Annotated in this window: 26 protein-coding genes and 1 tRNA gene; 17 read left to right on the plus strand and 10 right to left on the minus strand. The window is 33.9% G+C overall.

What is annotated here, in order from left to right:
• Positions 1 to 475 precede the first annotated feature (475 nt).
• From murA to E5D58_RS13945, 3 genes are all read right to left on the minus strand, one after another.
• Complete coding sequence (gene murA, locus E5D58_RS13935) at positions 476 to 1786, minus strand: UDP-N-acetylglucosamine 1-carboxyvinyltransferase (protein WP_136482817.1); 1311 nt, start codon at positions 1784 to 1786, stop codon at positions 476 to 478.
• Between the two features lie 6 nt (positions 1787 to 1792).
• Positions 1793 to 2437 (minus strand): DUF4290 domain-containing protein, encoded by a 645-nt coding sequence (locus tag E5D58_RS13940; protein ID WP_136482819.1) that lies wholly within the window; start codon positions 2435 to 2437, stop codon positions 1793 to 1795.
• Positions 2438 to 2501: 64 nt separating this feature from the next.
• A complete protein-coding gene (locus tag E5D58_RS13945) occupies positions 2502 to 2795 on the minus strand; it encodes a DUF493 family protein (RefSeq protein ID WP_136482822.1) in 294 nt (97 codons plus the stop codon).
• A 180-nt stretch (positions 2796 to 2975) separates the two neighbouring features.
• On the opposite strand from E5D58_RS13945, the gene E5D58_RS13950 reads away from it, so the two are divergent.
• The 5 genes from E5D58_RS13950 to E5D58_RS13970 all read left to right on the plus strand — a co-directional run bounded on the left by E5D58_RS13950 (position 2976) and on the right by E5D58_RS13970 (position 7520).
• A complete protein-coding gene (locus tag E5D58_RS13950; RefSeq protein WP_136482824.1) occupies positions 2976 to 3530 on the plus strand; it encodes an AAA family ATPase in 555 nt (184 codons plus the stop codon).
• The gene (locus E5D58_RS13955; RefSeq protein WP_136482826.1) at positions 3530 to 5428 is read left to right on the plus strand and encodes a RecQ family ATP-dependent DNA helicase; all 1899 of its coding nucleotides are present in this window, start codon (positions 3530 to 3532) and stop codon (positions 5426 to 5428) included. Before E5D58_RS13950 ends, E5D58_RS13955 begins: the two co-directional genes overlap by 1 nt.
• Entirely contained in the window at positions 5425 to 6372 is a 948-nt protein-coding gene (gene fmt, locus E5D58_RS13960; protein WP_205660325.1) for a methionyl-tRNA formyltransferase, read from the plus strand. Before E5D58_RS13955 ends, fmt begins: the two co-directional genes overlap by 4 nt.
• A 189-nt stretch (positions 6373 to 6561) precedes the next feature.
• A complete protein-coding gene (locus tag E5D58_RS13965) occupies positions 6562 to 6834 on the plus strand; it encodes an HU family DNA-binding protein (protein ID WP_136482828.1) in 273 nt (90 codons plus the stop codon).
• Between the two features lie 125 nt (positions 6835 to 6959).
• Entirely contained in the window at positions 6960 to 7520 is a 561-nt protein-coding gene (locus E5D58_RS13970; RefSeq protein ID WP_136482830.1) for a YqgE/AlgH family protein, read from the plus strand.
• Here E5D58_RS13970 and E5D58_RS13975 read toward each other — a convergent pair.
• Together E5D58_RS13975 and E5D58_RS13980 are read right to left on the minus strand one after the other, a co-directional pair.
• Positions 7517 to 8359 carry an aminotransferase class IV gene (locus E5D58_RS13975; protein WP_136482831.1) on the minus strand — a complete coding sequence of 281 codons (843 nt, stop codon included), beginning with the start codon at positions 8357 to 8359 and terminating at the stop codon, positions 7517 to 7519. The two genes, E5D58_RS13970 and E5D58_RS13975, sit on opposite strands and share 4 nt — an antisense overlap.
• Before the next feature lie 64 nt (positions 8360 to 8423).
• Positions 8424 to 8816 (minus strand): START-like domain-containing protein, encoded by a 393-nt coding sequence (locus E5D58_RS13980; protein ID WP_136482833.1) that lies wholly within the window; start codon positions 8814 to 8816, stop codon positions 8424 to 8426.
• Positions 8817 to 8948: 132 nt separating this feature from the next.
• On the opposite strand from E5D58_RS13980, the gene E5D58_RS13985 reads away from it, so the two are divergent.
• The 12 genes from E5D58_RS13985 to E5D58_RS14040 all read left to right on the plus strand — a co-directional run bounded on the left by E5D58_RS13985 (position 8949) and on the right by E5D58_RS14040 (position 15732).
• Positions 8949 to 9022, plus strand: a tRNA-Met gene (locus E5D58_RS13985).
• A gap of 461 nt (positions 9023 to 9483) precedes the next feature.
• Positions 9484 to 9900 (plus strand): hypothetical protein, encoded by a 417-nt coding sequence (locus E5D58_RS13990; RefSeq protein WP_136482835.1) that lies wholly within the window; start codon positions 9484 to 9486, stop codon positions 9898 to 9900.
• A gap of 128 nt (positions 9901 to 10028) precedes the next feature.
• Positions 10029 to 10592 carry a Crp/Fnr family transcriptional regulator gene (locus tag E5D58_RS13995; RefSeq protein ID WP_136482837.1) on the plus strand — a complete coding sequence of 188 codons (564 nt, stop codon included), beginning with the start codon at positions 10029 to 10031 and terminating at the stop codon, positions 10590 to 10592.
• A gap of 119 nt (positions 10593 to 10711) precedes the next feature.
• On the plus strand, positions 10712 to 10906 hold the full coding sequence (locus E5D58_RS14000; protein WP_136482840.1) for a tautomerase family protein: 195 nt from the start codon (positions 10712 to 10714) through the stop codon (positions 10904 to 10906).
• A gap of 5 nt (positions 10907 to 10911) precedes the next feature.
• The gene (locus E5D58_RS14005) at positions 10912 to 11655 is read left to right on the plus strand and encodes an SDR family NAD(P)-dependent oxidoreductase (RefSeq protein ID WP_136482842.1); all 744 of its coding nucleotides are present in this window, start codon (positions 10912 to 10914) and stop codon (positions 11653 to 11655) included.
• 11 nt (positions 11656 to 11666) lie between these two features.
• Positions 11667 to 12035, plus strand: coding sequence for a nuclear transport factor 2 family protein (locus E5D58_RS14010; RefSeq protein ID WP_136482844.1), 369 nt, complete (start codon positions 11667 to 11669; stop codon positions 12033 to 12035).
• Between the two features lie 333 nt (positions 12036 to 12368).
• On the plus strand, positions 12369 to 13115 hold the full coding sequence (locus tag E5D58_RS14015) for an SGNH/GDSL hydrolase family protein (RefSeq protein WP_136482846.1): 747 nt from the start codon (positions 12369 to 12371) through the stop codon (positions 13113 to 13115).
• A 248-nt stretch (positions 13116 to 13363) separates the two neighbouring features.
• On the plus strand, positions 13364 to 13945 hold the full coding sequence (locus E5D58_RS14020) for a Crp/Fnr family transcriptional regulator (RefSeq protein WP_136482848.1): 582 nt from the start codon (positions 13364 to 13366) through the stop codon (positions 13943 to 13945).
• Positions 13946 to 14000: 55 nt separating this feature from the next.
• Entirely contained in the window at positions 14001 to 14324 is a 324-nt protein-coding gene (locus E5D58_RS14025; RefSeq protein WP_136482850.1) for a hypothetical protein, read from the plus strand.
• A gap of 16 nt (positions 14325 to 14340) precedes the next feature.
• Positions 14341 to 14727 (plus strand): hypothetical protein, encoded by a 387-nt coding sequence (locus E5D58_RS14030; RefSeq protein ID WP_136482852.1) that lies wholly within the window; start codon positions 14341 to 14343, stop codon positions 14725 to 14727.
• Between the two features lie 17 nt (positions 14728 to 14744).
• The gene (locus tag E5D58_RS14035) at positions 14745 to 15143 is read left to right on the plus strand and encodes a hypothetical protein (RefSeq protein WP_136482854.1); all 399 of its coding nucleotides are present in this window, start codon (positions 14745 to 14747) and stop codon (positions 15141 to 15143) included.
• 7 nt (positions 15144 to 15150) lie between these two features.
• On the plus strand, positions 15151 to 15732 hold the full coding sequence (locus E5D58_RS14040) for an NAD(P)H-dependent oxidoreductase (RefSeq protein ID WP_136482856.1): 582 nt from the start codon (positions 15151 to 15153) through the stop codon (positions 15730 to 15732).
• Positions 15733 to 15968: 236 nt separating this feature from the next.
• Here E5D58_RS14040 and xylE read toward each other — a convergent pair whose 3' ends face one another.
• The 5 genes from xylE to E5D58_RS14065 all read right to left on the minus strand — a co-directional run bounded on the left by xylE (position 15969) and on the right by E5D58_RS14065 (position 22595).
• A complete protein-coding gene (gene xylE / locus E5D58_RS14045; protein ID WP_136482859.1) occupies positions 15969 to 17393 on the minus strand; it encodes a D-xylose transporter XylE in 1425 nt (474 codons plus the stop codon).
• A 66-nt stretch (positions 17394 to 17459) separates the two neighbouring features.
• The gene (xylA, locus tag E5D58_RS14050) at positions 17460 to 18776 is read right to left on the minus strand and encodes a xylose isomerase (RefSeq protein WP_136482861.1); all 1317 of its coding nucleotides are present in this window, start codon (positions 18774 to 18776) and stop codon (positions 17460 to 17462) included.
• A 24-nt stretch (positions 18777 to 18800) separates the two neighbouring features.
• The gene (locus tag E5D58_RS14055; protein ID WP_136482863.1) at positions 18801 to 20291 is read right to left on the minus strand and encodes a xylulokinase; all 1491 of its coding nucleotides are present in this window, start codon (positions 20289 to 20291) and stop codon (positions 18801 to 18803) included.
• The gene (locus E5D58_RS14060) at positions 20292 to 21284 is read right to left on the minus strand and encodes a GntR family transcriptional regulator (protein ID WP_136482865.1); all 993 of its coding nucleotides are present in this window, start codon (positions 21282 to 21284) and stop codon (positions 20292 to 20294) included.
• 207 nt (positions 21285 to 21491) lie between these two features.
• Positions 21492 to 22595, minus strand: coding sequence for a Kelch repeat-containing protein (locus tag E5D58_RS14065; protein ID WP_235835927.1), 1104 nt, complete (start codon positions 22593 to 22595; stop codon positions 21492 to 21494).
• Positions 22596 to 22647: the final 52 nt, after the last annotated feature.

Consider the following 22647-nt stretch of genomic DNA (forward strand, 5'->3'; position numbering starts at 1 on the left):
GAACTCTTTTAAAATCTTAGCTATTTGCTGGGGACTGAATTTACTTTTTCTCATAATTACTGTTTAAAGTTAATATTATTTTTACACTTTTAAACAGTTCGATTTATAGGGAAGCTTACAATTTCTTATAAAGAGAAAATTTCGGCGTTCTCTGGTATTAAAACTTCACCTATTGTTGTACGTAAATCATTTTTTTTAGAGAATAAATTAGACGTTGCGAGTTGGGTATTGGTTATGCAGTTGATTGAAGAATTATCAATAGAAGTCTCAAAAAATAATAGAAACAAACGTATAATTGTTTTCAACTAACTAATAGATGTTAATCAAAAAGCGCCAAATAATACCATAGTTCATTACTCTTGAAAATCACGCGTAACAGAACTATCTACAACTATATGAATTAAATTAGTCGCTAAAACAAGCGCAACGTACCATACAAACCGATAAGTGCTAGCCCAACTTAAAAAACATATTCTTAATCAATACGCTCTATATGCGCCCCTATAGCTCTAAGGCGCTCATCAATATTCTCATATCCTCGGTCTATCTGCTCTATATTTTGAATAGTAGAGGTTCCTTTTGCAGATAATGCTGCAATTAACAGAGATACTCCAGCACGAATATCTGGCGATGTCATGGTCGTTGCCTTCAAAGTCGATTTATAATCATGCCCAATTACGGTAGCACGATGTGGGTCGCAAAGTATAATTTTTGCCCCCATATCAATCAATTTATCCACAAAGAATAGTCGGCTTTCAAACATTTTTTGATGCACTAATACACTGCCTCTGGCCTGTGTAGCAACCACCAAAATAATACTGAGTAAATCTGGTGTAAATCCGGGCCATGGGGCATCAGAAATGGTTAAAATAGAACCATCTATAAAACTTTGTATTTCGTAACCATCGGTATGCGCTGGTATATGAATATTGTCTCCTTGTTTTTCAACCGTAATTCCAAGTTTTCTAAAGGTTTCAGGAATAAGCCCTAAATCGTTCCAAGATACGTTGGTAATGGTAAGTTCACTTTTAGTCATTGCTGCCAACCCAATCCAACTCCCAATTTCAATCATATCTGGAAGCATGGTGTGGTTAGTACCTCCTAAGCTATCCACCCCATCAATAATAAGCATGTTAGATCCTACACCGCTAATCTTAGCACCCATTCTATTTAGCATCTTACATAACTGCTGCAAATAGGGTTCGCAAGCTGCGTTGTAAATAGTGGTTTGGCCTTCAGCTAAAACAGCAGCCATTAAAATATTGGCTGTTCCTGTTACCGAAGCTTCTTCAAGCAACATATAAGTCCCTTTGAGTTTTTCGGCTTCAACACCATAAAATTGTTCTTCCCTACTGTATCCAAACTTGGCCCCTAGTTTTATAAGCCCTTCAAAATGCGTGTCTAAGCGACGACGTCCAATTTTATCTCCTCCTGGTTTTGGGATATACCCTTTACCAAAACGTGCTAATAGCGGTCCCACAATCATAATAGACCCGCGTAAACCACGACCATCTATTTTGAATTCATCAGACTCTAAATATTTTAGGTTTACCTCATCAGCCTGGAAGCTATAAGAGCCCTTAGCGAGCTTTTCTACTTTAACACCTAATTTTTTTAACAGCGCAATAAGTTTATTAACATCAACGATATCCGGAATATTATTAATGGTAACTAACTCTGGTGTAAGTAATACTGCGCATAAAATTTGTAAGGCTTCGTTTTTGGCTCCCTGTGGTTGAATGCTTCCCTTTAATTGGTGCCCACCTTCAATTTTAAATGTTCCCATGAAGTACTAGTAGCGTTTTCTTTGTCGGTTGTTAGAATTTTTTTTGTGATGTCCTTTCTTATTACTAGAAAACTTCCCCTTTGTTTTTAATAAACTTGATGCATCTAACAGTTCTTCTTCAGAATCTTTTAAATTAATGCGCCCTCCTGAAAGCTCAAATAAGTGATCGTATATAACAGCATCTTCAACCGTATCTTTATTCCAATTTAAAAAACACTTTTTCATGTGGTTTGCAATGGTAATGGTTAAAGCCTCCTTCATATCACCGTCTTCCCAGGTATTTGCCACATCAATCATGGTTTTTATATTATTTCCGTAAAAACGATATTTCGGGAAATTCTGTGGATATCGTAAAGGATCTGGGCGTTCTTCATAAATTTCCTTTGTAGGTTTTTCATATGGAGAATCGGCGTCCAATTCAAAATTAGACATGATAAATAACTGATCCCAAAGTTTATGTTGAAAATCTGGAACATCTCTAAGGTGTGGTTGCATATTGCCCATCACCGAAATAATGGCTTTCGCTAATTTATTACGTTCGTCCTTATCGTCTATGGTTTTAGCATGATTAATCATTTTTTGAATATGTCTACCATATTCTGGAATAATTAAATGTTCACGCTCTGTATTGTATTCTAAATTGTCTATCAAAATAAATGTGTAGAGTTAAAAAAATGCACGTAGTGGTTGTGCCTGCGCAAAATACAAAAAAAAACTAAAGACTTATGACCCCTTCAACTTTTTCTGCAACTTCCTTATATTTAGAAATTACGGCATCGGGGTTTTTCATAGAAACGTTAATCGAAACACTAGTATACTTGCCGTTTTTAGATTCTTTGGTCTCTATAACAGCTCCTAAATTATTAAAAAGTCCTTCAACCTGTGCTATTTTTTGTTTATCGGACACCACAATAAACTTATATAAATATTCAGAAGGCCAAAGTGCCGTATCGTATAATTGTTTTTTTAATTTTTCGTAAAATTCCTCTGAATTTGGAGATTTGCCCATAGTCTGTTTTTTCTAACACAAATATAAACTTTCCATACTAATTACCTTGTATTTTAAACCAACATAAAAGGCTATTTGCAGTGTCATAGTTTAGTTAGTAAACTTTAGCAAGAACTATATAACTTCCATTTTTTTAATACAAGTTAAATTACGAATTTTACAATCTAAACTTCAAACCCTTTGAGTATTAAAAAAATTGTTATCACGGGAAGTGCTGGCACGGGAAAAACATCAGTTATAAATAACTTAAAAACTAAAGGTTACTATTGTTTTGATGAGTTTATTAGAGAGCTAACCTCTGAAACTAAAAAGGAAGTAGACGCATCAAACCATGTGTCGAACCCTATTGTTTTTGCCAAAGATTCCTTAGAGTTTAACTCCCGACTTTTAAAGGGTAGAATTGATCAATTTAATAAAGCCGATAATACTAATAAAAATATTTGTTTTTTTGATCGTGGTATTCCAGATGTATTGGCCTATATGGATGTTTTTAACCAAGCCTACAATGCGACTTTTATTGAGGCTTGCACCAAGCACCAGTATACCAGTGTGTTCCTACTTCCACCATGGAAAGCAATCTATAAAACAGATAGTGGCAGATTTGAATCTTTCGAGGAAGTTTTAAAAATTCACAATCAGTTAGAAAGTACCTATACCAAGTTAGGGTATCCAATTATTAAGGTGCCTTTTGGTACTGTGGAGGAGCGAACACGTTTTATTATTAATCATATTTAGTGGCACACCCCATCAACATATTAGAACGGTACTGGAAATTTACCAGTTTCAGACCCCTCCAAGAAGCCATTATCAATGCCGTTATGGAAGACGAAGACACCTTTGCGCTCTTACCTACTGGGGGTGGAAAATCGTTATGTTTTCAAATTCCTGCGCTGGCTAAAGAGGGCATCTGCATTGTTGTTTCGCCGCTTATTGCTTTAATGAAAGATCAGGTAAAAACATTGAATAACAGAGGTATTAAAGCTTTGTCTATTACTAGTGGTATTAGCTACAACCAGCTTGACACCTTATTAGACAATTGCATTTACGGTAATTATAAGTTTTTATATGTATCGCCAGAGCGCCTTCAGCAAGAACTAGTGCAAGACAGAATTAGGCAAATGCCTGTTAATTTAATTGCTGTAGATGAAGCGCATTGTATTTCGCAATGGGGAAACGATTTTAGGCCCGCCTATAAAAACATTACCCTGTTAAGACAAATACAACCCAGTGTTAATGTAATAGCCTTAACAGCATCAGCTAGACCTCAAGTAGTCGAAGATATTGTAAAAGAATTAGATTTTATTCAACCCAAAATATTTAAGCAATCTTTTAAAAGAGATAACCTTGCTTATATGGTTTTTCATGAGGCCGATAAATATTTTAGACTGGAACGTATTTTAAAGAAAAATCCAGAATCATCTATAGTTTATGTTAGAAACAGAAAGCAAACATTAGATATTAGCACGTATTTGGAGTCCAAAGGCATTTCTTCAACCTATTACCATGGTGGCCTTTCAAATAATGACAAAGACACTAACATGATGTCTTGGAAAAACAACCAAACTCAGGTCATGGTTGCAACAAACGCCTTTGGTATGGGGATTGACAAACCTGATGTAAAAACAGTAATTCATTTAAATTTACCTGAAAGCATAGAGAGTTATTTTCAAGAAGCCGGGCGCGCAGGAAGAAATGGAAAAAAAGCGTTCGCCATTATTCTGAAAAACGATAGTGATAAAGATTTGGTTGAAAACCAGTTTTTAAACGTTTTACCTTCGGTAGAGCTTGTTAAGCAAGTTTACAGAAAACTGTGCAACTACTTTCAAATATCTTATGGGGAAGGCATGTATCAAACTTTTGATTTTGATTTTACTACTTTTTGCAAAACCTACAAGTTCAGCGCTACACTTTGTTATAACACGCTCCTACTACTTGATAGAAATAGTGTTATTAATCTATCTAAACAATTTAAAAATAAGGATTCCATACAGTTTATCATCCCTAATAATGCGCTCTTTGGCTACTTAGATAGACACCCCCATTTTAGTACCATTGTAAAATCAATATTAAGAATGTATGGTGGTATTTTTGATCATGTTACAAAAGTAGATTTGAATAAAATAGCCTCAAAGGCTTCTACATCAGAACCGGTTTTAGTGCAAGCCTTGCAGAAACTTGAACAAGATGATATTATAACATTAAACCTCGCTAAAACCGATGCTCAAGTAACATTTATTGAACCTCGAGAGGACGATAAAACCATTAACCGCATAGCACCTATTATTAAAGCGCAGAACAAACTGAAACGAACTCAGGTTGAGACAATGCTCGATTATATTGAAAATGAAGCTGTTTGCAAAAGCATGCAACTACTTGCTTATTTTGGGGAAATCCATACAGCACCCTGTGGCATATGCTCGGTATGTATTTCTGGTAAAAAATCTAAAACAAATCCAGAGCAATTAAAAAAGGAAATAATTAAGTTGCTTGAAATTAAAGACCTGTCATCAAGAGATTTATTATCCCAGCTAAACTGCCATGAAGCCGACCTAAAAGATGCTCTAGGCCTATTATTAGAACATCAAATAATACTTATTACACCAATTAACACATATAAATTAAGTCATTTATGAGTCATTTAAGAATTGTATTTATGGGTACCCCAGATTTTGCGGTAACCACCTTAAAAGCTTTAGTAGATCATCAATACAATATAGTTGGTGTTATTACCGCTCCTGATAGACCAGCAGGAAGAGGACGAAAACTAAATGAAAGTGCTGTAAAACGATATGCCAAATCGCAAGATCTACCTATTTTGCAGCCAACAAATTTAAAGAACGACGACTTTTTAAACCAACTAAAAGCCCTCAATGCGAACCTACAAATTGTTGTTGCTTTTAGAATGTTACCAAAAGTGGTTTGGCAAATGCCGGAACTTGGTACCTTTAATTTACATGCCTCTTTATTACCAAACTACAGAGGTGCTGCGCCAATAAACTGGGCCATTATAAATGGTGAAACCAAAACAGGTGTTTCCACTTTCTTTATCGATGATAAAATTGACACTGGCGATATGATTATGCAGGAGGAGGTTATTATTGACCCGGAAGAAAATGCTGGTAGCCTCCATGACAAACTAATGGTAGTGGGTAGCCAACTCGTTTTATCTACGGTATCATCTATTAATAATAAGGAGGTAGTTACCACTCCTCAAAATGCGATGCAAGGCATAAAAACGGCTTATAAGCTTAATAAATACAATTGTAAAATTAATTGGAACGATACGCTCAATAATATCTATAATCATATTAGAGGCTTAAGCCCCTACCCTGGTGCCTGGTGTACATTACTTAATGAAGACGACCAATTAGATATAAAGATTTACAAAGCAGAAAAGGAAATCATGTTCCACGACATGAAGACTGGTGACATTGTAGCGTCTAAAAAAGAGTTAAAAGTTGCAGTAGATAATGGTTATATTCATCTAAAAGAAATAAAGCTTCCCGGTAAACGTACTATGGATGCTAAGGCACTCTTAAATGGATATTCTTTTAGTAAAAACGCTAAAGTGCTCTAAACCCTTGTAACCATTGATATTATAAAATATCCGATAAAATACATATTCGTTATTAACAAATGAATGAAGTTATCAACAAAACCACCTATTTCCCTTACTGTTACTTGCATGGTTGCATAATCCGTATAAATTTGTAGAGGATTTAACTAAAAACGTTTAACCGATTTATTAATAATTAAAATTTATATTATGAACAAAACAGATTTAATCGACGCAATGGCAGAACACGCAGGAATCACTAAAGCAGCTGCAAAAAAAGCTTTAGAGTGTGCGCTTATTGAAATTGAAGGAGCTTTACAAAAAGGTAATAGAGTTTCTTTAGTAGGATTTGGTTCTTGGTCAGTTTCTAAAAGAGCTGCTAGAGACGGAAGAAATCCTCAAACAGGAGAGACTATCAAAATCAAAGCTAAAAACATTGTTAAGTTTAAAGCTGGATCTGATTTATCTAACGCAGTAAACTAATTGTTTACACTTTCTATAATATTAAAAGAGCCTTCAGAAATGTGAAGGCTCTTTTTTTATATTTCCGTTTAAATTTTGCATTTCATCGAAATAAATCTTAGATTTAATTATTAATTCCTACTAATATGGTTAAAACTAAACCCAAAAAAGGAGATTTATTAATTGCTGAACCTGCTATTATTGGGGACGTATCTTTTAACCGATCTATAGTATTACTTGCCGACCATTCTAATGAAGGATCTATAGGTTTTATTTTAAACAAGCCCCTTGACTATACTATTAATGACTTAATTCCAGAAGTAGAGGCAACTTTTAAAGTATATAATGGTGGTCCCGTTGAACAAGATAACCTATATTTTATCCATAAAGTACCGCAACTTATTCCCAACAGTATTGAAATCTCTTTAGGTATTTATTGGGGTGGCGACTTTAACAAAGTAGCCGAACTTATTAAAAACGATACGATAAAAGATAGTGATATTAAGTTTTTTCTTGGTTATTCGGGTTGGGAATCAAGTCAGCTAGAAAACGAACTAAAGTCAAATTCTTGGGTAGTTTCTAAAAACATTTACAAAAAGAATATCATTGAAAAAGATTATGAAACCTTTTGGAAAGAAAAAATGTTAGAATTTGGTGGTGAATATAGCATTTGGTCGAATGCTCCAGAAAATCCAAGTTACAACTAATCCAATCTTATTTTTATATTGAGTTTTTTAAGTAGATCACTAGCTACTTCATTAGTAAATAACTTTTTTCTGTACTTACTTATAGCCTGAATCCCAACCATTACATTGGTAATAAATAGTTCATCAGCTTTTTGTAGCTCAAAAGGCGATATTGGGGCTTCTATCAATTCGTAGTCTGGTAATTCTTTTATAATTCGCAACAACTGAGTCCTCATAATACCTTTTAAACACCCTTCGCTAAGTGGTGGTGTTTTTATAGTATTTCCTTTTACTAAAAATATATTACCGTTAAGCGCTTCAACCACATGCTTATTTGTGTTCAATAACAAACAATTAGTAAAACCATTCTCTTTTACATAAATGCTACCAACAACGTGTAAAGCTTTATTATTAGTTTTTAAAGTGGATAGTAAACTTGGCGATACATAATAATCTTTAAACAAATCTACCTCATACAACGAAGTATCTAATACATAAAAGTCATTATTAATTTGATTGACACTAATATTAAATCCAACGGCATTTGTATTTGGCGTATACAAGCCTCCTTCATTTCTATGAACCATTATTTTTACTCTAGAAGACGCTTCGCTTAAACCATTTGCTTCAATCGTTTTATTAATTTCATCTTCCAAAAACTCCATCGTAAAATGCATAGGTATTTCCATTCGCATAATACGCATAGAAGCCATTAGTCTAAAATAATGGTCTTCCCAAAAAAGAATTTTACCTCCGCTTACCTTGATAGTCTCAAAAAGGGCATCGCCATAGGCATAACCTCTATTTTGCGTAGACAATACCGTATTATTTTCTAAAAGTGTTCCGTTAAAATTTGTCATAAAAAAGCCCGCTATCGTTGTTTTGAAAGCGGGACAAATATAATTGAAAATATACGATTCTTAATTATGCAGAGCCCAATACTTGTTTTAAACTTGATATTTGATTTACCCAAAGCATTTTAGCTTCATCAAGCTCATCTTCTTCAGCAAAATCGGTTACCATAAGCGATACATCTTTTGTAATTTCATCTACTTGAATTCTTATTTCAAAATAATAAGTTTGGTCATCTTCCTCATCTTCTAACCATCTAAACTTAACACGTTCACCACTTTTTTTATTCAACAGTTTTGCTTTTTCTTCACTACCATCCCATATAAAAGTAAACAATTCGCCGCGAGAATTTACATTATCTGAAAACCATTCAGACAACCCTGAAGGCGTAGAGATATATTGATATAATAATTGAGGAGATGCGTGAATAGGAAATTCAATATCAAATTTAATTTTGTCGTCCATAAGCCGTCTAGAAATTTATCATGCCAATATATACATTAATTAAGAAGAATAACAACAATTTTTAATAATAATTTCCTTGAGTTCTATTTGCTTAAAGTAATATTGTTTTTATATTTGCACCCGTTAAAACAAGGCGAGGTAGCTCAGTTGGTTAGAGCGTCGGATTCATAACCCGGAGGTCTCGAGTTCAAATCTCGATCTCGCTACAAAACTTAAGTAAGTAATCAAGCGGTTTAGTCTTCACTAAACCGTTTTTTTTGCTTAGTTCAAAACAAACTCTTAAATTTCTTTGCCATATTGATAAGCATGCATACGCTTTGTAAAAAAGTCAAATTTTTCAACTCTAAAATTTAATTGGCCATTAGTTAGCTTTAATAATTGTCAATGTCTCGAAAAATAATATTGAACTAAAAAAAGGTACCTCCATATATTCTTAGAATAGTTTTGTAAATATTATACACGAATATGGCACAGACTAGAAACACATAGGATTGCTTTTGAACCACAGCTCAACTAAAAGCCACTAAAGCTTATACCATATACTAAAAAGTGGTTTTAATTATATTAAAAAAACCTCTTAACTTGTAGGATTTTAAGTATATTTGAAAGTGTGCACATTTGGGATATAAGCTGGCATGTATATCCCTGTGTTGGCTAACATTAAAAAATGAAAATACGATACAAGAAGAAGCAAGTAAAGTTAATTTTAATTATGGGAATAGTTTCGCTCATATATGGAATTATACATGTTATTTTCAATGAAGATATGAATTCGTTTGACTATGTTTGGTTTGTTTTTTCAGGGATTTCATTAATAATGTATTTCTATGAAAAAAAGGAAAAGTATTTAACTCTTGAAAACGGAATTATAAAGCAAAATTGGCCTTTTGGAAAAAAAATGAATCTAAATGAAATAAAACGAATTAGGCATTTTGCTGGAGATTATATTCTGGAATCCAAAAATAAAGAACTGACAATAAATATTCAATCAATAGATGAGGAAGCAATGTTGGAATTGAAAACGGAATTGAAAAAACTGAATGCTGAATGGAGTAAAAAAAATGATTTACCAAAACCGGAATAAAAGAATTGCTAGTTTTAGCTAAACCAAAGTTAGTTGCTCGTTCGCTAGCTTCTGATTTTCCTTCAAAAAATTAATACTCCCCCACAAACACCAAACTTCCTTATACAAACACGTTAACTTCAATTAAAATGACCCACCCTTTAAGAAAGCATATTGAGGAAGTAATTAGCCTTACAGATGAGGAATTTAACTTTGTTTTGAGTCATTTTAAGCCCGTTAATAAACGTAAACATCAATACATTGTTCAAGAAGGAGAAATTGTAGATAAAGAATACTGGATACTAAAAGGATGTTTAAAAAGTTATTTTATTGACAGCACAGGTAAAGAGCATATTCTTCAATTTGGAATGGAAAATTGGTGGATTACAGATTATGAATCTTTTGTAAAACAGACCAAATCTAAAACTTCTATAGACTGCATAGAAGACAGTGAATTACTCTATATATCATTTGAAGATAGAGATAAACTAACTTCTCAAATGCATAAAATGGAGCGTTTTTGGGCCAAGAAAAGTAAAATTGGTCGTATTGCTCTTCAAAATAGGATTCTGTCGTTGTTACAAAATTCAGCTAAGGAGAGATACGAGTTACTGCTAAAACAATATCCCAAGCTTTTTCAACGTGTTCCCAAAAAAATGATTGCTGCTTATTTAGGTGTTTCCAGAGAAACACTTAGTAGGTTAAACCCTTAGCATTGTTGTTTCTATTATCACCATTGTGACCTATATCACTTTAAACAAGTGACAAACCTCCTTTCTAAAAAAACAGGTACGCATCATCTTTGTATGACACTTAATTTAATAAAAAAGTTATGCCATACATTAACATTAGAGTTACTGAGGAACAAGTAACACAAGAACAAAAACGTCTATTAATAGAAGGTGCCACTAAACTTGTTATTGACATCCTTAACAAGAACCCACAAACAACTCATGTGGTAATTGATGAAATACCAACTGGAAATTGGGGAGTAAATGGTAAACAATATCTAGGAACAAAAAAATAAAAGAAATGAAAAACAAAACCGTAATCATAACAGGGGCGTCAACAGGAATAGGTAAAGAAATTGCTAAATATTTTATTGCACGAAAAAGCAATGTTGTCATGAACTCCTTTAATGAAGATAATTTAATTAAAGCGTTCAACGATTTGGGAGCCCCCTCCAATGCTACGTATTTGGCTGGTGATATTAGCAAACAAAAAACGAGCAAAAAACTTGCTGCTTTAGCTAAAGAAAAGTTTAATTCTGTAGATGTGTTAATAAATAATGCTGGAGTATTTGCTCCAAAACCATTTTTAGATGTTGAAGAAAAAGATTTAGATCTTTATCTTGGTGTGAACTTAAAGGGGACCTATTTTACCTCTCAAGCGGTTATCCCACAAATGTTGAAACAACAAAATGGTTCAATAATAAACATAGGAACCGTTTTAGTAGATCATGCCATAGATGGATTTCCTGCAACTGCACCTTTAACAAGCAAAGGAGCTATTCATTCTTTAACCAGACAATTAGCCGCTGAATTTGGAAAAAACAATATTAGGATAAATACAATTGCTCCAGGAATTATTAGAAGTCCATTACAAGGAAAAATAGGAATTGAGAATGCAGACAGCTTAGCTGGATTACATTTGCTAAACAGAATTGGAGAAGCCATAGAAATTGCCGAAGCTGCTTACTATCTAGCCTCTTCAAATTTTATAACAGGAGAAACAATTAACATAGCTGGTGGACATACAGTGGGCCACGCAATCTAAAAAAAAATAGTATGTATAAGGAAAGTATTAAAGAAATTGAAGGTGTAATTACCAATTATTTTGATGGGATTTTTTACGGGAATGTAACCAAACTTAAAGCTTGTTTTCTTGAAAATGCGGCTATATATGGGGATATAAAAGGTGTTGAATATTTAAAAAACATCTACGAATATCTTGAAGGGGTAAAAAACCGACAAAGTCCAAATGATTTAAATGAGACTTTCAAAATGAAAATCATAGGCATAGATGTAATGGGAAAAATTGCAATTGCCAAATTACACGTCCCAATGTTAGGGTATAATTACTACGACTACTTATCATTGGCTAAAGTTAATAATAATTGGAAAATCGTAAATAAATTATTCACGCATGAAGAATAGATAAACAATTGCTATAAACTATGAAGGCAATAGCGGTTCGAGTAGAACTCGAACCGCTTTCTTATAAAATTAATTATCTTGTAATATTAAGCTTATTGCGTTTTAATCTGCTACTACTTTTATACTAACCGATGAAATTCAGCAACCACCGACACCTAAAATACCTTAACTACAACTATTTTCTATTAAACAATCTCCAAAAGCAAGACGAATTATAACTAACACACCGCTAGACGGCTTCACGTTTATTTATCATCCACTTTTATTATCTTCGTTATCGGAGACAAACGGCCTTTAACAGTGAGTTAGGGGCTATTATAAAAGAACTTCTTCATGAAAAGGCTTCAGTACATTTTAATTATTATCTCGTTATTATTTGGTACAAAGTCGTTTGGACAAAGTTATCAAGACACCCTTAAAGTTCTTTTTGTGGGCAACAGTTATACTTATAGATCTAATATACCTCATTTGGTTTCATTAATTTCAGATTTTACACAAACCAAACTAATAACATCAAAGAGTGCCGCAGGAGGAGCTAAATTGAGTGACCATTGGAGAGGCAATAAAGGATTAAAAACTTTGGAATTAATTAATAATGGCAATTATGATATTGTTATTCTTCAAGATCAAAGCATGAGTGCCATTCAACAACCCGACAGTTTATTATTTTATTCTAAAAAATTCTCGGATTACATAAGAAAGCATGGCGCTCGACCTTATTTATATGCTACATGGGCGCGGAAAAAGGTGCCTCAATATCAAAAGATAATAACAGACGTTTATGCCCAAGCAGCAAGAAAAAATAATATTGGTATTGTACCAGTTGGTGAGTCTTGGAAATTGGCTCAAACGCATAGGCCCACAATAGAATTGTATCACCAAGATGGTAGTCACCAATCTCCTTTAGGAGGATTTTTAACAGCTTGCACATTTGTAAAAGAACTATCAACAGAAATACCTGAACAATTACCACGGTATTATAAAACAACTGATGAGAATGGAGAATCTGTTGAACTTTTAGTTCTAGATCCACTCGATGTTGTTTTTTGCTTGAAGGTAGTAAATGACATGTATAAATAACTATGCCTATCAAAGAAGTATAAAATGATTGCGAGGTTCTAGCCAACCCAGAAAACCCTGTAGGTTTCCCTTTAGTTCCCTCCAATTTTGGTAAATTAGCTACTTAATCAAATAACTATCCTCACGCCTTCCAATGTAATACATTCCTTTATAAAACTAACCAAGACAAGCTCACAACTACTTTTAGTAGGGAGTTGACTAACCTTATAAAAAAACGCACAGCAAACAATAAAATAGAGCTAATAGAAATGAATATTGAAAAAACACTAAATAACATTGAAGCAGCTTATTCACCTCTAACTTATAAATGCCAGCAAGAATTTATTTCTAGTTCAAAACTAATTACCTATAGCAAAGGAGAGACTGTTGTTCGTGAAGGGCAATATTCTAAAAAAGCATATTTAATTATTGAAGGTTGTGCAAGAGCTTATTATTTGAAAGGAGGAAAAGACATCTCTGATTGGTTTACATTTGAAAATCAATTTATGGCATCTATTGTTAGTTTTTTTAGTAATCAACCTAGTCCGCATTATGTTGAATTTATAGAGAACTCTACAGTTCTTGAGTTCTCAAAAGATACAGTCGACATACTTTCAAGCAATTTTCATGATTTCGAACGATTCATTAGTAAAGTAGTAACAGAAACCATGTTGGGGCTTTGTGAAAGATTGCATACAATTCAATTTTCAAAGGCCGAGGAAAGGTATCAGAACTTGACAAGTATTTACCCAGACATTACACAAAGAATACCACTAACACATATTGCTTCTTATTTAGGAATTACACTCGAAACCTTAAGTAGAATTCGCAACCCTAAAGTTCGAATTTGATTTATATCAAATGATATGACTTCCATTAAAATGACCTTTGTAAAAAGATTTAAAAATGGAAGATTTAAACAGTCATCAAAAATCGGTTTTTGGCTCTTGGTGGGAAGCTATTAGAAAATGGTTTTATCCAGCTTGGTTAATTTATGAAACCTCGTTACGCTTCTATGAATATGCGTTTGGGGTAAGTAACTATTTTATTAACCAACATGAGCGTATTGGCGAACTCTTTGCTCAAATTTTAGCTATTACTTCTGGGGTAGCAACATTTTTAATCTGCACATTTTATTTAACACTCCCTGCCTCTATTACGCTCTTTAAGTTTTTTAAAGAGGATAAACTTACAAACCCATTTTTACGCAAAATAAAAAAATACTTCTAATTCAAAATTTTAACAAATGAAAAGATTATACATAAAAATAGCTGGTATAATAAATCTTCTAGGAGCAATTCTTCATACCATAGGTGGGCAAATGGAATTGGTTAACCCTCTTTTAGATAGCAATATTAGTATTCAACAAAAAAGCGAATTAACTGGGGCGTGGCATATAGTAACCATCCTTTTATTTATGACTTCTTATATCATCTTGAAAGTAGGATTTTTAAAAGACAGTAGTCAAGAAAAAGAACAACTTAAATCTATAGCTTTTCTTTATATTTTATCAGGAATTCCATTTATAATTACTAGTTATATATACAATGTTAATGCATTCCAATGGATATTACTAATGCCTATTGGTATCCTAGTTTTCAAAGGATTACAAAAACCATCCACCAATAAGTAAAATCTTAAAAACTTCTTATGAATCAATATTTGTGGACTGCAGGAATACTATGTTTACTATTGGGATTAACTCACTCAATTCTTGGAGAGGTTTTAATTTTTAAAAATAAAAAGGAAGGTAAAAATATAATTCCAACAATAGTAATACCTAAACTAAAGGAAAGGCATCTTAGAATTCTTTGGGCTACTTGGCACCTAACATCTTTTTTCGGTTGGTGTATGGGCGTTATACTTATTAAAATAGCCACTATACAAACTCAAGTGCATACTGAGTTAGTACAATTCATTTTAACCTCTATAGCACTAACAATGCTCTGCTCTTCCCTTCTAGTTTTTATTGCAACAAAGGGAAAACATCTTGGATGGGCGATTTTATTAATAATTGGAATTTTAACTCTATTAGAAACCTTAAAATAATACACAAATGAGTAAACGGGTAGCATTAATAATCGGTCATCCAGATAAAGAAAGCTACAACTTCGCCATAGCACAAGCTTATAAAAAAGCTGCTGAGATCTCTGGTTTTGAAATTCAAGAAATCATTATTCAAGATTTACATTTTAATCCAAACCTTCAATTTGGATATAGAAAAAGAACCGAACTTGAACCTGATTTAATAAAAAGTCAAGAAATATTAAAATGGGCGAATCATTTAGTCTGGATTTATCCTGTATGGTGGGGCTCTGTACCTGCAATAATGAAAGGCTTTTTAGACAGAATACTACTTCCTGGGTTCGCATTTAGTAAAAAGAAAGATTCTTTATGGTGGGATAAACATTTTACCAATAAGACCGCTAGATTAATTTGTACCTTAGACCAACCTAGTTGGTACTATAAGTGGTTCTATTCAAGCCCTAGTCATAAAGCCATGAAAAAATTAACATTGAATTTCATTGGAGTAAAAAAAGTAAGAATTACTACTATTGGCCCTATCAGGCTTTCGAAAGAAAAGTTTAGGACAAAGTGGCTGAAAAAAGTAGAAGAATTAGGCCGGTTGGCTAAATAATAAAGCTGGTATATACAAATAACTTTTACTGGCAATGCCAGTAAAAATATCTAGCAATCGTTGAATTCAAAACCAAGCAGTTTTTTTGGAGTTCTAAACTAAACCTCGTTTCATATAACTAGTAAGGCAAGGAAACACCTTTAAGGGTTTAATAAAAATTATAAAACACAAAAGTCCTTAGCTTTTAACTAAGGACTTTTAAATCTATAAATTAAAAATATCTATTGGCAATAAAATTATTTCTTCCAAATATTTTCCATTTCTTCTAAGGTTTTACCTTTAGTTTCGGGGACAAATTTCCAAACGAACCACATGGCCAATAACGACATAATACCATACACCCAATAAGCAAAACCATGGTTAAATTGTTCTGTTAATTGTGTATTATCATTCATCATCGGGAAAGTTAAAGACACGAGGTAATTAGAAATCCATTGTGCCGCTACAGCAACGGCCATTGCTTTTCCTCTAATTTTGTTAGGAAATATTTCCGACAACAATACCCAAACAACTGGTCCCCAACTTAAAGCGAAACTTGCCACATAAAGCATCATACATCCTAAGGCCAAATATCCCGTTGCTCCAGAGAAAAACACAAAACCTAAGGCTAACATGGCCACTGCCATACCTAAAGCACCAATAAGCATTAAAGGTTTTCTACCTTGTTTATCAACTGTTTTAACAGCTATTATGGTAAACAAGAAGTTTACAATACCCACGATAATAGTTAACAGTAAAGCGCCATCGGTATTAGGGTCAATAGATTTAAATATTTCTGGCGCGTAGTATAACACAACATTAATTCCAACAAATTGCTGGAATACAGAAAGTGCAATACCTATAAGAATAACACCCCATCCATAGGACAAGATATTTCCCGAGGTTTCAGTTTTAGAAACCGAAAGTTTAATTTCTTCCAAAATCCGCTTACCCTCGTCTTCTCCATTTACTTTTATAAGTACGTCCAAGGCTTCTTCTGGTTTATTTTTAAGCATTAATGAACGTGGTGTATCGGGAACAAAAAATAAAAGTCCTAAAAACAGTCCCGCAGGAATAACCTCTGAAGCAAACATCCATCTCCAACCTACTTCATTCAACCATGCGTCTGATCCACCCCCTCTTGCGATAAAATAGTTTACAAAATAAACCACCATAAAACCACCAACAATAGCCAGTTGATTAAAAGACACCAACTTACCCCGACTATCGGCAGGCGCAATTTCGGCAATATAAAGTGGCGATAGCATCGATGCCAAACCAACTCCTATACCCCCAATAATTCTATAACAGATAAAAATGGTTGAAAAGGTATGATCTAACTCTCCAATTGGTGCAACCCCCATTTCTGGCATTGCAGACCCCAAAGCAGAGATTAAAAATAATACGGCTGCAAGAATTAAACCCTTTTTTCTTCCTAACTTTTTACTTACAAGTCCACCAAAAATACCACCTATAATACAACCTATTAAAGCACTAGCTACTAGAAATCCTTTAAAGGCATTGGCGGCGGCTTCCGTTAATCCTTTAGGTTCTACAAAAAAGCTGTCTAATGAACCTACAGTTCCAGAAATAACACCGGTATCATAACCAAATAAAAGTCCTCCAAGTGTAGCGACTAATGTTAGTTTAATTAAATATCCTGATTTTTTTGATGTTCCCATAATTTAAATTTAGTTGGTTAATATTTAAAGGTGTTTCAAATTTTAAAATCCAAAACACCTCTTGGTTTATATATATTGATTGATAATATTCTCGAACAATTCTTGCTTACCACTTTTTAATTGTAGTTCACCATTTTCTTGTGCAATTTTATACAAATCTTCCAAAGACAATTTACCCGCTTCAAAATCTTTTCCTTTGCCAGAATCGAAAGAACTGTAGCGCTCTTTTCTTAATGTCTCATAAGGTGATGAAGTTATGATTTTATCTGCAATTAATAAAGCACGTGCAAAAGTATCGGCGCCACCAATGTGTGCATGGAATACATCTTCTAAGTCTGTCGAATTTCTTCTAATTTTAGCATCGAAATTAACACCTCCACCTTGCAAACCACCAGCTTTTAAAAATACAAGCATGGCTTCTGTGGTTTCTTGAATGTTGTTCGGGAACTGATCTGTATCCCATCCGTTTTGATAATCACCACGGTTTGCATCTAAACTTCCTAACATGCCAGCTTTTGCGGCGGTTTCAATTTCGTGTTGAAAAGTATGCTGTGCCAAAGTGGCGTGATTTACCTCAATATTAATTTTAAAATCTTTATCTAATCCGTATTCCCTCAAGAATCCTATGGCTGTAGCTGTATCAAAATCGTATTGATGTTTTGATGGCTCCATCGGTTTAGGCTCAATAAAGAAATTACCTTTAAAACCTTGACTGCGGGCATAATCTCTTGCCATACCTAAAAATTGACCCATATGGTCAAGCTCACGACCCATATCGGTATTTAATAAAGACATATAACCTTCTCTACCTCCCCAGAACACGTAGTTTTCACCACCTAATTTTATGGTCGCATCAAGAGCTAATTTAATTTGCCCTCCTGCTCTAGCAACGACATCGAAATCGGGGTTGGTTGAGGCACCATTCATATAGCGGGGATTTGAAAAACAGTTTGCTGTTCCCCAAAGTAATTTAACCCCACTAGCTGCTTGCTTTTCCTTAATGTAATCAGTAATAAGTTCTAATCTTTGTTCTGATTCTGAGAACGTTGCACCTTCCTGAATTAAGTCGAAATCGTGAAAACAGAAATAATCGAAGCCCATTTTACCAATAAATTCAAAAGCCGCATCAGCTTTGTCCTTTGCCGCCTGAATAGGATCAGAAGATTGATCCCAGGCAAAGTTTTGCGTTCCTGGACCAAATGGATCAGACCCTTGGCCGCAGAATGTATGCCAATAAGCTACAGAAAATTTAAACCATTCGCTCATAGTTTTTCCTGCCACTACTTGATCTGGATTATAATATTTAAATGCCAATGGATTGTCTGAATCTTTACCTTCAAATTTAATTTTGTCTATTCCTTTAAAATATTCTTTAGTTGCCATAATGAAATTGTTTGTTTGTAAATTCTATTTTTTATTTAATATTAATTCTAATTCTTTTTTCCAATTATGATAGGCTTCGAGATACGGTTTCTTGTCTTTAAGAGGCATAAACGTCATAACATGATCGTTATCCATAATAGTTTTCCCGAAAGCTTCGAAATCGCCTTTATGCAAATTTGCTGCTCTTGCCGCCCCTATAGCACCAGTTGTGTTATAAATTTCTATTTCTTGCTCAATTAAAGTAGCCACGGTATTAGCAAAAATTTCTGAGCGGAATAAATTATCATTTCCAGCCCGAATAACACTTGGCTTGATGCCATCAGAAGTCATGATTTCCATTCCGTATACAAATGAAAAGGCAATACCTTCCAGAGCCGCTCGACACATATGTCCCTTATGATGGTTATTTAAGTTAATGTTGATAATTCGTGTCCCAATTTCTTTGTTATTTAGCATGCGCTCTGCTCCATTTCCAAAAGGAATTAAACAAACCCCATCTGACCCCACTGGAATCTCCGAGGCTAAATTATTCATATCTTCGTAAGAGCTTACCGCCAAATTATTAAGTAACCAACGGTATTGTATACCAGCACCATTAACACATAGTAACTTACCAATTCTTGGATCTGCCCCTTTTTGATAATTTACGTGGGCAAAATTATTTACTCTAGAACTTTCTTTGGCAGATAAGCTATTGGTTACTGCGTAAACCACCCCAGAGGTACCTCCAGTTGCCGCCACTTCACCAGAGTTAAACACGTTTAAGGACAAAGCATTATTAGGTTGATCTCCGGCCCTATAGAAAATAGGAGTTCCCTCTGCAATACCACTTTCCGCTTCACCATTTGCATCGACTATAGATTGTACTCCAAATGTATCAACAATATCTGGTACTAGTGCCTTGTCTATATCATAGTATTCCAATAAAAAATCGGCTACATTATCCTCCTTAAAGTTCCAGAAAATCCCTTCGGACAGCCCAGAAATCGTTGTATTAATGGTCCCTGAGAACTTATATGACACATAATCCCCTGGTAGCATGAATTTATAAATCTTGCTGTAAATATCTGGTTCATTATCTTTTACCCATTTTAATTTTGAAGCTGTAAAATTTGCTGGAGAATTTAAAAGGTTGGACGCGCAGGTATCATTCCCAATGGCATTAAACGCCGTATTACCAATTTCAACAGCTCTACTATCGCACCAAATAATACTTTTTCGAAGAGGATTTCCTTCTTTATCGACAACCACAAGTCCGTGCATTTGATACGAAATACCGATGCCCTTAATTTGAGTTTTGCTAATGTTGTATTTCGTTTTTAAAACCTTTATGGCATTGCAAATATGCTTCCACCAATTGTTTGGGCTTTGCTCTGCCCATCCATTTTTTGCTGCGTACATGCCCATTTCTTCCTTGGGTTCTTGCACAACGCCTAAACTTTTACCTGAGTCTACCTCTACTAAAGCCGCTTTAATAGATGAACTTCCAATATCTAATCCTAAGTAATAATTCATTTATAATGAGTCTCTAATTATTAATTCTGTTGGTACATAATATTGCATTGGCTTATCTTTTGTTACAAATTCTGCCGCTTTAGTGCCTAATGCTTTAAAATCTGTTGAGATAACCGAAATACCTTTATATATAAACTTTTTTGTAGGTGTTTCATTGTATGACAAAAAGCCAACATCTACGCCGGGTTCTAAATGTTTTGTTTTGCACTGTTCTAAAAATTGACCAAGCATTCTATCGCTTGTTGATATATAGGCCACATTTTTATCTACTTTAAAGGCTTTGGGATCTGATATTATTTCATAATCAAATTGAAACAACTCACAAAACTTTTTAAAATAGCTAATCGTTTCCTTGGGATGAAAAGTAAACGTTGGGTAAAGAAAAACTATTTTTTTATACTTTTTAAAAATGCTACTAGCAGGTTTTAGAGCTTCAAAAAAAGCATTGCCAAAATCCTGAAACACATAATTATTATTGACACTTGAATGTATGTTCCAATCTATAAGTAATAGCCTATCATTACGAATATCTGATAACACAGCAGGAACATCATCATGATTAAACGTCATAACAACATACTTATAATACTTCCCTTTACTGTTGTTTAAAATGGTTTTGAAATTATCAATATTATAATGATGAAATTGTACATCGGTAATAATATTATCGGGTAAATTATTCACAAAAGAGTGGTAAACAACTTCTTTATATGCTTTAAAAGTATCCAAAACTAACAATACTTTTCGAACTGTATTTGCAATGTAATACCCTTTATTGGGCACTGATTCAATAACACCTTGTTCCTTAAGAATGGAATAGGATTTGAAAACCGTATCTCTAGAGAGTTGATAGGTATTACAAATAAAATTAACAGACGGTAATGCATCTCCACTTTTTAACTTGTTATTGGCAAGATCATTATTTATAGCATTAACCAATTGTTGATATTTTGGCACTTCACTATTCGTATCGATCGTTAAATTAACACTCATTTATCCATTCTGTTCTGTTCTGGTTCGCAAATATAAAAAAAATTCTATTTCTATAATTTTATTTTATAAAATATTCAATTAACACACCTCCTTTTGAGTGAATGAAAACAATGCCAAGCAAATAAATTAGCCTTGAATTTCGTTACGGTTTGTTCTTTACAAACTTTGAACCTGCTAATTCTTTAAAACACCATTGATAGCCTTGGTTTACTTAGAGAATTTATCGTTCAAATCTAATTTTTCTAATGAGCTTAGTTCTGGCTTACCCCCTCTATTTCCACTTCCAGCAACAATGTAAATGCACTGATCTAACAAAACCGCTTGGGTGCCATGTCTACCTATCGTTAAACTATCCAAATACATCCAACTAGCAGTTTCGGTATTAAAGGCACTTACCTCGCTATGCGCTTTTTTTTGTGATACACTCTCCCCTCCTATTAGTATTAGATAATCTTTAAACACAATGGAAGCAGCACCAGCTCGTTCAATTTTTAGGTTAGCCCGAGTAGACAATGTCTCCCAAGTATTTTTCGCTATATTATAAACATCAATTTCTGGAACTGTTAATTGAAACGTTTGGCCCGTAGCATACGAGGAATTCCTTCCGCCCAAAGCATACACTTTTCCATCTTTTATTATAGCATGAAAATGATCTCTCGGCCTAGGCGCATCTGCTAGAACCTCCCATTTTTTTGTTTTAAAATCGTAACTATCTACCCAAGGTACGTGATTACTATTATGTCCATCAACAATACCGCTTACCACAATGGCTTTATCTTTATAGATAACAACCCCGGCAGAACCTCTCCGCCTATGCTCTGGTATTTTAGCCCCTTCATACCAAATATCTTCTTTCGGATTATAAATCAAAATATTCGAAATGGGCTTTTCGTAAGGGTATTTACCAGTCATAGCTCCTATTACATAAATATGCCCGTTATAAGGGATCGCTTGAAAATGATGAATTTCTACAGGAGGCTTTGCGCCTTCACTCCATATATTCCTTTTAACATCATAAATTGAAATAGGCTTTAACCCTCGACCTCCAATTAAATACAGTTTATTTCCTACGCCAACGAAACCATTCTCATGCCTAGCTATTGGATCCTTTTCTGTCTGAATAATTTCCCATGCCCCACTTAAATCGTTCATTTGAGAATACACCTGTGCAGGAAACAACACCATATGAAACAATAAAAAACAACCAACTAATACTCTGTAAGTTACCACTTTAAAAAAGCCATTTATAAGCTTGTTGCTGCCACTAGTTGTGCAGCAAATCATTAAAACTAATAATAGTATAACAAACATGATAAACTAATTAATTTGAACCGTACACAACAAAAACCATTTTTTTGAAATA

The organism is Cognatitamlana onchidii, from assembly GCF_004804355.1.
In the GTDB taxonomy this organism is placed as follows: Bacteria; Bacteroidota; Bacteroidia; order Flavobacteriales; family Flavobacteriaceae; genus Cognatitamlana; species Cognatitamlana onchidii.